The organism is Polymorphospora sp. NPDC050346 (genome assembly GCF_040655695.1).
In the GTDB taxonomy this organism is placed as follows: Bacteria; Actinomycetota; Actinomycetes; order Mycobacteriales; family Micromonosporaceae; genus Polymorphospora; species Polymorphospora lycopeni.
In genome coordinates this window covers 189,866-202,161 of sequence record NZ_JBFAKM010000011.1, presented here as the reverse complement: position 1 = coordinate 202,161, position 12,296 = coordinate 189,866, and the positions used below count along the sequence as shown (strand labels likewise).

Annotated in this window: 12 protein-coding genes; 8 read left to right on the top strand and 4 right to left on the bottom strand. The window is 72.4% G+C overall.

Annotated elements, in window-relative coordinates:
* The first annotated feature begins 103 nt into the window (after positions 1-103).
* On the top strand, positions 104-1,258 hold the full coding sequence (locus AB0I42_RS14465; RefSeq protein ID WP_357537468.1) for a glutathione-independent formaldehyde dehydrogenase: 1,155 nt from the start codon (positions 104-106) through the stop codon (positions 1,256-1,258).
* 44 nt (positions 1,259-1,302) lie between these two features.
* On the opposite strand, the gene AB0I42_RS14460 is transcribed toward AB0I42_RS14465, so the two are convergent.
* From AB0I42_RS14460 to AB0I42_RS14445, 4 genes are read right to left on the bottom strand one after another with little or no spacing between them, the layout of a single operon-like run.
* A complete protein-coding gene (locus tag AB0I42_RS14460) occupies positions 1,303-2,304 on the bottom strand; it encodes an acyl-CoA dehydrogenase family protein (RefSeq protein WP_357537467.1) in 1,002 nt (333 codons plus the stop codon).
* A gap of 10 nt (positions 2,305-2,314) precedes the next feature.
* Complete coding sequence (locus tag AB0I42_RS14455; RefSeq protein WP_357537465.1) at positions 2,315-3,490, bottom strand: acyl-CoA dehydrogenase family protein; 1,176 nt, start codon at positions 3,488-3,490, stop codon at positions 2,315-2,317.
* A complete protein-coding gene (locus tag AB0I42_RS14450; RefSeq protein ID WP_357537463.1) occupies positions 3,487-4,233 on the bottom strand; it encodes an enoyl-CoA hydratase in 747 nt (248 codons plus the stop codon). The genes AB0I42_RS14455 and AB0I42_RS14450 overlap by 4 nt, the downstream gene beginning before the upstream one ends.
* A gap of 59 nt (positions 4,234-4,292) precedes the next feature.
* Positions 4,293-5,051 carry an SDR family NAD(P)-dependent oxidoreductase gene (locus AB0I42_RS14445; RefSeq protein WP_357537461.1) on the bottom strand — a complete coding sequence of 253 codons (759 nt, stop codon included), beginning with the start codon at positions 5,049-5,051 and terminating at the stop codon, positions 4,293-4,295.
* 151 nt (positions 5,052-5,202) lie between these two features.
* On the opposite strand from AB0I42_RS14445, the gene AB0I42_RS14440 reads away from it, so the two are divergent.
* From AB0I42_RS14440 to AB0I42_RS14410, 7 genes are all read left to right on the top strand, one after another.
* A complete protein-coding gene (locus tag AB0I42_RS14440; RefSeq protein WP_357537459.1) occupies positions 5,203-6,345 on the top strand; it encodes an ATP-grasp domain-containing protein in 1,143 nt (380 codons plus the stop codon).
* The gene (locus tag AB0I42_RS14435) at positions 6,329-7,231 is read left to right on the top strand and encodes a CoA-binding protein (RefSeq protein WP_357537458.1); all 903 of its coding nucleotides are present in this window, start codon (positions 6,329-6,331) and stop codon (positions 7,229-7,231) included. The genes AB0I42_RS14440 and AB0I42_RS14435 overlap by 17 nt, the downstream gene beginning before the upstream one ends.
* A 23-nt stretch (positions 7,232-7,254) precedes the next feature.
* Entirely contained in the window at positions 7,255-8,079 is an 825-nt protein-coding gene (locus AB0I42_RS14430; protein ID WP_357537456.1) for an ABC transporter ATP-binding protein, read from the top strand.
* On the top strand, positions 8,076-8,918 hold the full coding sequence (locus AB0I42_RS14425; RefSeq protein ID WP_357537454.1) for an ABC transporter permease: 843 nt from the start codon (positions 8,076-8,078) through the stop codon (positions 8,916-8,918). The genes AB0I42_RS14430 and AB0I42_RS14425 overlap by 4 nt, the downstream gene beginning before the upstream one ends.
* A 91-nt stretch (positions 8,919-9,009) precedes the next feature.
* On the top strand, positions 9,010-10,107 hold the full coding sequence (locus AB0I42_RS14420; protein WP_357537452.1) for an ABC transporter substrate-binding protein: 1,098 nt from the start codon (positions 9,010-9,012) through the stop codon (positions 10,105-10,107).
* 87 nt (positions 10,108-10,194) lie between these two features.
* Positions 10,195-11,394: an acyl-CoA dehydrogenase family protein gene (locus tag AB0I42_RS14415; protein WP_357537450.1), complete on the top strand. Its 1,200-nt coding sequence runs from the start codon at positions 10,195-10,197 to the stop codon at positions 11,392-11,394.
* The gene (locus AB0I42_RS14410; RefSeq protein ID WP_357537448.1) at positions 11,391-12,293 is read left to right on the top strand and encodes an SDR family NAD(P)-dependent oxidoreductase; all 903 of its coding nucleotides are present in this window, start codon (positions 11,391-11,393) and stop codon (positions 12,291-12,293) included. The genes AB0I42_RS14415 and AB0I42_RS14410 overlap by 4 nt, the downstream gene beginning before the upstream one ends.
* Positions 12,294-12,296: the final 3 nt, after the last annotated feature.

Genomic DNA, 12,296 nt, shown 5'->3' with positions numbered 1-12,296 from the left:
CGCTCGATCGCATTTTCGCGCCGCCGCCCGGGGACGTCGGCCGGGGACGGTTCAACGCGGTTTCAGCGGGCACACCTTATGTGAAGAGGAAGCGACGCAGGGGGTGAACGACGTGAAGGCAGTGGTTTACGAGGGACCGCGTTCGGTGACGGTGCAGGACGTACCCGATCCGAAGATCAAGAAGGACACCGACGCGATCATCAAGGTCACCTCGACCAACATCTGCGGATCCGACCTGCACATGTACGAGGGGCGGACGAACGTCGAGCAGGGCAAGATCCTCGGGCACGAGAACATGGGCATCGTCACCGAGGTCGGCAGCGGCATCGACCGGGTCAGGGTCGGCGACCGGGTCTCCGTACCGTTCAACATCGCGTGCGGCTACTGCCGCAACTGCCTGACCGGCTGGACGTCGTACTGCCTGCGGATGAATCCCATACCGGGCCGGGACGGCGCCGCCTACGGCTACGCCGACATGGGCCCGTACGACGGTGGCCAGGCCGAGTACCTGCGGGTCCCGCACGCCGACTTCAACCTGCTCGAACTGCCGCAGGGCGACGAGCAGGAGAACGACTTCACCATGCTCTCCGACATCTTCCCGACCGGCTACCACGGCACCGAACTGGCCGGCATGGAACCCGGCGACACCGTCGCGGTCTTCGGCGGCGGCCCGGTCGGGCTGCTCGCCGCGCACAGCGCGATGCTGCGCGGTGCCACCCAGGTCTTCGTCGTCGACAAGGAGAACGACCGGCTCGCGCTGGCCGAGAAGCTCGGCGCGACCCGGATCGACTTCACCGTCGCCGACCCGGTCGAGCAGATCGTCGACGCCACCCACGGGCGGGGCGTCGACCGGGGCGTGGACGCCGTCGGCTACCAGGCCCACGGCAAGGAGGGCGAGCAGCCCGCACGGGTGCTCGACAACCTGGTCGACGTCGTACGCAGTACCGGCGGCATCGGCGTGATCGGTGTCTACGTGCCCGAGGACCCGGGGGCCGTGGACGAGGGTGCCAAGCACGGCCGGATCGGCTTCAACTTCGGGAAGATGTTCTCGAAGGGACAGCGGATCGGGACCGGGCAGTGCCCGGTGATGCGCTACAACCGGCACCTGCGGGACATGATCATCAGTGGCCGTGCGACCCCGTCGATCGTGGTGTCGCACGAACTGCCGCTGACCGAGGCACCGGACGCGTACGACAAGTTCGACCGGCGCGTCGACGGCTACACCAAGGTCGTCCTCAAGCCCGAGATGACCGGCTGACCCGTACGGCCCGGAGCTGGCCGCCGTGACGGCGGCCAGCTCCGCTAGCCGACCAGGGTCTCCCACAGGGGCCGGTCGGCGCCGTGCACCAGGGCCGCCAGCCGGCGGGCCCAGAACTCCTCGCCGCCGGACTCGTCCCGCCAGGCCCACAGCCGGCGGGTGTGCCGGTGCAGCGGGTACTCGCGGGTGACGCCGATCGCGCCGTGGACCTGGTGTGCCGCGCGGGCCACCGCGGTCGCCGCCGTCCCGGCCTGCACCTTGGCCGCGGCCACGGCGAACCGCGTCGCGTCGGTGTCGTTGGCGAGCAGCAGTTGGTCGACGGCCGCCCCGACGGCGGCCGAGGTCGCGGCGACCTCGCCGGCCATCAGCGCGACCTGCTGCCGGACCACGTCCAACTGGGACAGCCGGCGGCCGAACTGGACCCGTTCGGTGCTGTAGCGCAGGGTCATCCGCAGCACCGCCCGCAGCGAGCCGGCGATCTGCACGGCGCGGACGAGCGCCGCCCGGTGCAGGAGGGTGTCGTGCGCCGGCGCCGCGACGGTCCGGCTCTCGTCCGGTACGACCGCGGCGAACTCGACGTCGTCGCGGGGCTCGTCGGCGAGGTTCCGGCCGGGACGCACCCGGACCTGCTCGACGCGGACGAGGGCCACCGCGGTCCGGTCCGGCGCGGTGGCCACCGGGACGAGCAGATGTCCGGCCCGCGACGCCCACGGCACCCGCCGCGCCGTGCCGTGGATCTGACCGTTCTCGGACCGTAGGTCCGCGTCGCCGGCGACGACGACCAGCCCCGTCGGCAGCCGGATGCCGGCGCGGGCGGCCAGCCAGCCGGCGAGGACGGACTGGTCGGCCACGGGCGTGGCCGCACCGTGTTCGGCCAGCGCGGCGGCCACCGCGAGGGCGTCGGCGGGGTCGCCGCCGGTGCCGCCGAACCGCTCCGGGATGCCCGCCCGGTCGAGTCCGGTCTCGGTCAGCGTCCGCCAGAGACCGTCCTCGTCGTTGTCGTGGTCGAGGCAGATCCGCCCGATCAACTGGTGCAGCTCTTCCATGGTTTCCTCGCTATCGCATGCCGATCGCGCGGGCCACCAGCCCACGCAGGATCTCGCTGGTCCCGCCACGCAGGGTGAAGCCCGGGGCGTGCAACTGGGCCTGCGCGAGCAGCCGGTCGTACCCGTCCGGAGCGTCGGGCGCCGGAGCGCTCGGGCGCCACCGCCGGGCCTCGTCGACGATCTCGTTCTCCAGCCGGGTCCCCATGTCCTTGACCAGGGCGGTGACCAGCGACGACGCCGTCCCGGCGTCGATCGAGCGGGCCACCCCGGTCGACATCTGGCGCAGCACCCACAGCCGGGCGTACGCGCGCCCGAGCACGCCGCCCACCTCGTCGCCGCCGCCGGCCAGCGTCGCGCTCATCCGTTCGAGCAGCGGGAACGTGGACAGGTAGCGCTCGGGTCCGCTGCGTTCGTGGGCCAGTTCGGCGGTCACCTGCGTCCAGCCCTGCCCGGGGGTGCCGACCACCATGCCGTCGGAGACGAAGACGTCGTCGAGGACGACCTCGTTGAAGTGGTGGCCGCCGTCGAGATACGGGATCGGGTTGACAGCGACGCCGGACGCGGACAGGTCGACCAGGAGCTGGCTGAACCCGGCGTGCCGGGACCCCGGGTCCGGGGCGGCGGTGCGGACCAGCGTGAGCATCAGGTGCGACCGGTGGGCGTGGCTCGTCCAGACCTTCGTGCCGGTGACCCGCCAGCCGCCGGCCACCTGCCGGGCCCGGGTCCGTACCGAGGCGAGGTCCGAGCCGCTGTCCGGCTCGCTCATTCCGATGGCGACGTACAGCTCGCCCCGGGCCATGGCGGGCAGCAGCCGGTCCCGTTGCTCCTCGGAGCCGTAGCGCAGCAGCCCGGGGCCGACCTGCCGGTCGGCGAACCAGTGGGCGGCCACCGGCGCCCCGGCGGCGAGCAGTTCCTCGACGACCGCCTGGCGCAGCAGGTTCGACGCCGCCCGCCCGCCGTACCGGCGGGGCCAGGTCATCCCGATCCAGCCGCGTACGGCCAGGGCCTTCGAGAACTCGGGGGAGAAGCCGCCGAGCCAGCTGTCGCACCGCGGCTCGAAGAGTCCCCGGTCGAGGGAGCCGGCGAGGAACTCGCGGACCCGGACGCGTTCCGCGCGGATCGCCGCGGCCTCCTGCTCGTCGGGTGGTGCGACGGGCCGCCACAGTTCGTCGAGGGGCGTGGTCACGCGGCGCTCCCGGCGCTTCCGGTGCTTCCGGCGGCGAACCGGCTCTGCCCGAGGGACCACAACTGCTGGTCGAGTTCGAGTTCCACGGCCTCGGCGTGGTCCCGTACGGCGGCCGTGCCGGCGAGCGTGGCCTTCGTCCGGGTCAGCAGTTCCCGGGGGGTGCCGGCGAGCCGGGCCGCCAGGGCGGTCGAGTACGCGACCACCTCCGCATCGGCGACGCAGCGCCAGGCCAGGCCGACCGCTTCGGCGCGGGCGCCGTCGAGGACCTCGCCGAACAGCACGATGGCGGCGGCGGCCGAGGGACCGACGGCGCGCCGCAGCAGCCAGCCGTGACCGCCACCGGGGTGCAGCCCGACCCGCAGGAACCGGGCGTCGAAGCGTGCCGACCCGGCCGCGATCCGTACGTCGCAGGCCAGCGCCAGGTTCATGCCGGCGCCGACGGCCGGCCCGTTGACGGCGGCGATGGTGGGCAGCGTGATCCGGCTGACCCGCAGGAAGCTGGCGTAGATGCCGCGCAGGGTCGCCTCGTCCGCCCCGTGCAGGGCGCCGAGGTCGGCGCCGGCGCAGAAGGCGCTGCCGGCGCCGGTGACGACGATGGCGCGGGTGGCGGGGTCGGCCTCGACGGTGTCGATCGCCGCGACGAACTCGTCGACCAGTTCGTGGGTCAGCGCGTTGCGGCGGTCCGGTCGGTTGAGGGTGATCGTGGCGACCCCGTCGGTGACGGAGGTCTGGACCTCGGGCATGGCGGTCTCCTGCGGTCGGCGGATGGGGGCGGGGCGAGCCGGCGGGGCGCCGGCCGGGGTCAGCGGGGCGGCATCCGGGTCGCCGCGTCGAGGCGTACCACCTCGCCGTTGAGTAGCCGGATCTCCAGGCAGGTCAGCACGAACTCGGCGATCTCGGCCGGGTCGGCCAGCCGGCGGGGAAAGACCGGCAGGGCGGTCAGCCGGTCCCGCAACGGTTCCGGCATCCCGGCGAGCATCGGGGTGTCCACTATGCCGGGACAGAGGCTGAGTACCCGGATGCCGAGGGCGCCCAGTTCCCGGGCCAGGGGCAGGGTCATCGAGGCGATGGCGCCCTTGGTCGCCGCGTACGCGGACTGTCCGATCTGGCCGTCGAACGCGGCGATGGAACTGATGTTGACGATGACGCCGCGTTCGCCGTCGGGGCCGGGCTCGTTGTCGGCCATCGCGTCGACGCAGTGGCGCAGCACGTCGTAGAGCCCGACCAGGTTGACGGCGACGACCGAGCGGAAGCGGTCCAGCGGATGGAGTTGCCCGTCGGATCGCCGGACCGGCGTGGGTGTGGCGACGCCCGCGCAGCTCACCAGGGCGTCGATGCCGCCGAGTGCCTGCCGGGCGGCGCCGATCGCGGCCCGTACCGAATCCGGGTCGGTGACGTCGACCGGTACGAAGGTGGGCCCGCCGGTCGCCGGTGGCGGGGCGCTCGACGGCAGGTCGAGGACGGCCACCCGACTTCCCGCGTCGTGCAGCCGCCGCGCGACGGCCCTACCGATGCCGGAGGAGCCCCCGGTCACCACCACCCGTGCGTTTGTTGCGTCCACGTCACACCGCCTTGAAGTCTTTGTTAGGTGCATCTTGCGTCTTAGGCATATTAGGCGCATGATTGCCGTCACATCACTAGTCCGTACGGCCCAAGCCGCTCCAGAAGCCCCCTGAGCTGCCCGGACTCGACCCCGACCCGATGGAGGCGTGGTGCATGCGCTGACCGAGGAAGCCCTCAAGGCCCGGCTCTCGACGCGCCAGGTACGGGTCCCCGAGCACGCGGTCATCGGTGCGACGGACGACGTCGAGGCTCTCGCCGGCCGCCTTCCCGGCCCGACCATGGTCAAGGCCCTCGTGCCGCTGACCGACCGGGCCCGGCGCGGGCTCGTCGTCCGGGCCGCCGACCCGGGGGAGGCGGCGACCGCCGCCAGGGCGATGCTCGGCTCCACCGTGGCCGGTCACCGGGTCGACCGGGTCCTGGTCGAAGAGCTCGCCCCGGACGGCACCGAGTACTACCTCGCGGCCGGCTTCGACTACGCGCACGGGGTGCCGGTGCTGCTGTTCGGCCCGGGCGGCTCGGGTGTCGAGGGGCGGGCCGCCCCCCGGCGGATCCCGTTCGCCATGGCCGACCCCGGCGGCCTGACGGCGCTGCCCGAACCGCTGCGCCCGGTCGCCCGGGCGCTCGTCGAGGAGTTCCTGGACCTGCGGGCGAAGCTGGTCGAACTCAACCCGGTACGCGTCGGCCCGGCCGGCGCCATCGTGCTCGACGCGAAGGCCGCGCTCGATCCGGACGTGCCGGCCCCGGCCGGGGCGGTCGAGGTCGGCGTACCCGACGAGGCCGACCGGCGCCTGCGGGAGCTGGCGCGCAGCCTGCCCGGCGGCACCGAGGTCCGGTTCGGGCGGCTGGACGGCACCGTCGGACTGATCAGCGCCGGCGGCGGGGTGCTCGCCATCGTGCACGACGCGCTGCGCCGGCACGGCCTGCGCCCGGCCAACTTCTCCGACGTCTCCGGCGGCAGCGCCACCACCGAACTGCTGGGCGCCGTCGCCGGCGAGGTGCTCGCGCTGCGGCCGGAGGGCATCCTCATCGTCACCGGGATCACCTCCAGCATCTCGGTGACCGGGTTCGCCGAGGCGATGGTGGCGGCGCTGGCGCCGCTGCGGGACCGCCCCGACGACGAGCGACCGGTGATCGTCGCCCGGATGGCCGGCCCGGACGAGGCGGACGCGGCGCGGATCATGAGCGCCCTCCCGCACTGCGTCGCCGTCGGCCGGGACACCGCCGTGGACAGTGCCGTCGCGCTGCTGGCCGACCGGATCGTGGCGAGGAGGGGCGATGGGAATCCTGCTTGACGCCGAAACCAGGGTCTGTGTCGTCGGCATCACCGGGGGACGGGCCCGCGCGGACACCGAGCGGAACCTCGCGTACGGCACCCGGATCGTGTGCGGGGTCGCGCCGGGCCGGAGCGGTCAGCGGGTCGCCGGGGTGCCGGTCTACGACAGCTGCGCCGAGGCCGCCGCCGACCACCGGATCGACGCGGTGATCGCCTACCTGCCGCCCCGGGTCTACCGGTCTGCGCTCGACGACATCCTGGCCGTCGGTCCGGCGTGGGTGCATGCGGTCACCGAGGGCATCCCGCTGCACGACAACGTGGCCGGGCTGGCCGCGGCCCGCGCGGCCGGGGTCCGGCTGATCGGGCCCAACACCAGCGGCATCATCACCCCGGGCCAGGCCAAGGTCGGCTTCCTCGGCCACGCCACCTGGCTGATGAGTCCCGGTCGGGTCGCGGTGCTGTCCCGCTCCGGCGGCTTCACCCACGACCTGGCCTACCTGGTCAGCCAGGCGGGCTACGGGGTGTCGACCGCGGTCGCGATCGGCGGTGACGCGGTCGTCGGACAGTCCTTCGCCGACCTGATCGAGCTGTGCGAGGCCGATCCCGGCACCGATGCCGTGGTGATGTACGGCGAGGCCGGCCCCGCACTGGAGCATCAGGTGGCCGACGCGATCGCCGCCGGCCGGTTCGGCAAACCCGTCGTCGCGCTGATCGCCGGCGACTTCCTCGACGACCACGAGCGGGGCAGCGTCTTCGGCCACGCCGGCGCCTTCCTGGAGGGACCGGACACCCGCGCCGCCGCGAAACGCGACGTGCTGCGCGCCGCCGGGGCGTACGTGGCCACGTCCGTCGACGACATTCCCGGCCTGCTGCGGGCAGCCGGAGTTCCGAGGAACCAGCAGTGACGACCGGAGGTGACGACATTCCCATGCATACAACGACCGCGTCCGACGCGGCTGCGCGCGGCTCCGCGCGGAGCGGCGATGACGTGCACATCTCGTTCCAGGACATCGGCATCGTCTTCCCGACCGGGACCCGGGCGCTGGCCGGCGTCACCCTCGACGTGTACGAGGGCGAGTTCCTGGCCATCGTCGGGCCCAGCGGCTGCGGCAAGTCCACCCTGCTCAACATGGCCGCCGGCCTGATGACGCCGACGGTGGGCCGGGTCGAGTACCGGGGCCGGCAGGTGCGCGGCCCGAACCGGCAGGTCGGCTACGTCACCCAGAAGGACCAGTTGCTGCCCTGGCGGACCGTCGAGAAGAACGTGATGCTGCCGCTGGAGTTCCGCGGGGTCACGGCGGCCGAGGCGAAGCGCCGGGCCGGCGCGGTCATCGAGCAGGTGGGCCTGCGCGGGTTCGAGAACAGCTATCCCGGCCAGCTCTCCGGCGGAATGCTCAAGCGGGCGTCGCTGGCCCGCACGATGGTCTACGCGCCGGACACCTACCTGATGGACGAGCCGTTCGCGAGCCTGGACGCGCAGCTGCGCATGGTGATGCAGGACGAGCTGTTGCGGATCTGGCGGGAGACGAAGAGCACCTTCGTCTTCGTCACCCACGACCTGGCCGAGGCGATCAGCCTGGCGGACCGGGTCGTGGTGATCAGTGCCCGGCCCGGCGTGGTCAAGATGACGGCGGAGGTCCACCTCGGCCGGCCGCGCAGCGCGATCACCGCGCACGAGTCTCCCGAGTTCGCCGGCCTGCTGTCGCGGCTGTGGAAGGCGCTCGACCAGCCGAGCGAGGAGGTCCGTTCATGACGACCGTCACCGAGGCCCGGCGTACCGGCGGCCTGGAGGCCGAGATCGCGGCGGTCGAGACCCGGGTCAAGCGCAACGCCCGGCGGCGCTCCCGGCTGATCCTGCTGATCCAGGTCGTGATCGTGGCGACCGGTCTGACCCTGTGGGAGGTGCTGTCCCGTGCCTTCGGGTGGGAGTTCTGGGTCTCCAGCCCGTCGGCGGTCTGGGAGCAGCTGACCACCTGGGCGCGCACCGACGAACTGTGGAGCGGCCTGCAGGCCACGCTGCTGGTCACGGTGCTCGGCTTCGTTCCGGGGGCGTTGATCGGGGCGCTGACCGGCTTCCTGTTCGGTTGGTTCCGGACGCTCGGCCGGATCTGCGAGCCGTTCGTGCTGGCGCTGTACACGCTGCCGAAGATCGCGCTGGCGCCGCTGTTCGTCCTGTGGTTCGGCATCGACCTGCTGCCGAAGGTCGTCCTGGCCGCGGTGCTGGTGTTCTTCCTGGTCTTCTTCACCACCTTCCAGGGCGCCAAGAGCGTCGACCGGTCGCTGCTGGAGATGGGCTACCTGATGGGCGGCGGCAAGCTCGCCGTCTTCCGCAAGATCGTCATCCCGACCTCCGCGGTCTGGGTCTTCTCCGGCTTCAAGATCTCCCTGCCGTACGCGCTCATCGGGGCCGTGGTGGGTGAGTTCATCGCGGCCACCGAGGGCATCGGATTCATGATCAAGAATGCGACGAACGAGTTCAACACCGCCGGCGTCTTCGCCGGACTGGTGATCCTCATGGTCGTCGCGACGGCGCTGACCCAGGCGCTCCGTCTCGCCGAACACAAGCTCCTGCACTGGAACGAGGGGAGCTGAGCGCCACCCGCGATCCGCGGGCGGCGCACGGGGGCACCGATCTGTCTCACCATCACTCAGGCGACCGAAGCGTCGCCCGGGAGGCCGCGCCATGACACACACGACAACCACCGTTCCCGCCAGATCCCGTCGACTCCGGGCCGTCGCCCTGGCCGCGGCCGTACTGCTCGGCGCCGGCGGCCTCGCCGCCTGCGGCTCCGACGAGGCGGCCGGCCCGGACGGCAGCCTCAAGAAGCTCGACATGACCTTCACGATCTCGTCGACCAGTCTCGCCCACCAGCTCGTCTTCGCCGCGCGCGACGGCGGCTACCTGGAGAAGTACGGGATCGACGCCCGGTTCGTGACCGCCGAGTCGTCGTCGGTGGCGATCGCCGCGCTGGCCTCGAACTCCGCGCAGGTCGCGTTCGTCGGACGTACCGACGCCCTGCTCACCACCGCGCAGGGCAAGCAGATGGTGTACGCGTACAAGCAGTCCACCGGCTTCCTCACCAACGTCACCGTCTCCAAGGCGTTCGCCGACCGTAACCCGGGATGGGAGTCGAAGTCGGTCGAGGACCGGCTGCGCCTGCTCAACGGCGCGACGATGGCGCAGGCCTCGGCCAACGGCGTACTGACCCGGGTCTTCGACGACGCCATGTCGTCCGTCGGCGGCAAGGTCACCAACACCTACATCGCCGTCAACACCATGCCGACCGCGCTGACCCGCGGCTCGGTCGACGCCTACATGGCCCCGTCGCCGTTCCAGGAGACCTCGGTGCAGCGGGGTGAGGGTGTCATGTTCATCAAGGGCACCGACCTGCCGGCCTCCGGCGGCGAGACGATCGTGCAGGGCGCCACCGTGGTCAGCAAGAGCTTCCTCGACTCCGACCGGGAGAGCGTCGTGCGGGTCATGGCGGCGTTGCAGGCCACCGCCGAGGCGATGAAGGCCGACCCGGACAAGGCCAAGCAACTGGCCAAGGAACGGCTCAACACCATCGACGCGTCGATCTTCGACGTCATGTGGCCGGACGCGTACAAGGTGATCATCGGCCCGCTGGAGCACCCGATCTCGGCCGAGGACATCACTTTCATGATCGAGCACGACGCCGCGGGCGTAGCGGAGGCGCAGAGTCTCGACCCGGCGGCGCAGATCGTGCCGGCGGACCTGCTCACCGACGCCAAGGCGCTGGTCAGCGAGGTCGGCTTCTAGGTCGTCGTCCGGCCGGAGCGGATCCGCACCACCGCTGCGGCCGGACGCCCCGACGACCACCGACCCGCCCGACACCACAGGGGAACCATGAATCTCGATGACGCGCCCGCCCAGGCCGAACTGCGGGCCCGGGCCCGTGCCTGGCTCGCCGCGCACGCGGCACCCCGTACCCCGGCCAGCGTCGACCGGGCCGACGACGACGCGGCGGTGGCCCGCGGCCGGGCCTGGCAACGGACCAAGTTCGAGGCCGGCTGGGCCGGCCTGACCTGGCCCCGGCCCTTCGGCGGGGCGGGTCGGCCGCTGATCGACCAGATCGTCTGGGACCAGGAGGCGGCCCGGTTCGACGTGCCCGAGGAGACGTTCATCGTCTCCACCATGCTGGCCGGCCCCACCATCATCGACGCCGGCACCGACGAACAGCGGGCCCGGCACCTCCCGCCGATGCTCGACGGTCGCGCGGTGTGGTGCCAGCTGTTCAGCGAGCCGGCGGCCGGCTCCGACCTCGCCGGGGTGACCACCCGGGCGGTCCGCGCCGGCGACGGCTGGGTGGTCACCGGGCAGAAGGTGTGGAACTCCGGCGCGCACTACGCCGACTGGGGACTGCTGCTGGTCCGCACCGATCCGGACGCCCCCAAGCACGCCGGCATGAGCTACCTGCTGCTGGACATGCGCAGCCCCGGCATCACCGTCCGGCCGATCCGGCAGATCACCGGCGCCGAGCACTTCAACGAGGTGTTCCTCGACGAGGTGTACGTGCCCGACTCGGAACTGCTCGGCGCACCCGGGGACGGCTGGCGGATCGCCCGGCTGACCCTCGCCCACGAACGCGAGGGGCTGGTCGTGCGGCGCCGGGTCGACGTCGACGCCTTCCTGGAACTCGTCCGCTCGGCCCGGATCGACGGCGCGCCGGCCGCCGGCCGCGCCGACGTCCGGCAGCAGGTCGCCGAGATCTGGATGCGGGCCCAGGCCCTGGAGCTGCTCAGCAACCGGGTCACGACCTCCATTGCCCGGGGTCGTGCACCGGGGGCCGAGGGCTCGGTGGGCAAGCTGCTCGGCGCCGCGCTCGTCAACCGGGTCGGCCGCCTGTCCCTGTCGTTGCAGGGCGCCGACGGTCTGCTCGACGGCCCGGAGGCCCTCGACGACGGCAGGTGGCAGCACGCCTTCCTGGACGCCACCGCCCGCCGGATCGCCGGCGGGAGCGACGAGATCCAGCGGGACATCATCAGCGAACGTGTGCTCGGCCTGCCCCGGGAGCCGCGTGTGACCAAGGATGCGAGGACGTCATGAAGGACTCCGTGGTACTCGTGACCGGAGCCGGCCGGGGCATCGGCCGGGGCGTCGCGGTCGAACTGGCCGCCGCCGGGGCCCGGGTCGTGGTCAACGACCTCGGCACCGACGCGGCCGGCGGCGGCAACGACGACACACCAGCGTCCTCCACAGTGGACGAGATAGTCGCCGCCGGCGGCGAGGCGGTCCTCAACGGCGCCGACGTGGGCGACTGGGCGGCCGCCCGGGCCGCCGTCGACCAGGCGATCAGCACGTACGGGCGGCTGGACGCGGTGGTCAACTGCGCCGGCTTCCTGCGCGACCGGATCTTCCACCGGATGAGCGAACAGGAGTGGGACGACGTCATCCGGGTCCACCTCAAGGGCTCGTTCAACATCAGCCGGGCCGCCGCCGAACGGTTCCGCGAACAGGGCTCGGGCGCGTTCGTGCACATGGCGTCCACCGCCGGGCTGATCGGCAACTTCGGCCAGGCCAACTACTCGGCGGCGAAGATGGGCATCGTCGGGCTGTCCCGGTCGATCGCGCTGGACATGGCCCGCTTCGGCGTACGCTCCAACGCCATCGCGCCGTTCGCCTGGAGCCGGCTCATCGGCACCCTGCCCGAGGAGACGCCGGAGCAGCGGGCCCGGGTGGCGAAGTTCCGCGAGATGCGCGCCGAGATGGTCGCCCCGCTGGTGCACTTCCTGCTCAGCGCCGACGCCGCCGACGTGACCGGCCAGGTCTTCGTGGTACGGCGCAACGAGATCTTCCTGATGAGCCAGCCCCGCCCGATCCGGTCCATCCACCACGGCGACGGGTGGGACGTCGAATCGCTCCGCGAGCGCCTGGTGCCGTCGTTCCGCACCGGCTTCACCCCGCTGGAGCGCTCGGGCGACGTCTTCTCCTGGGATCCGATCTAGGAC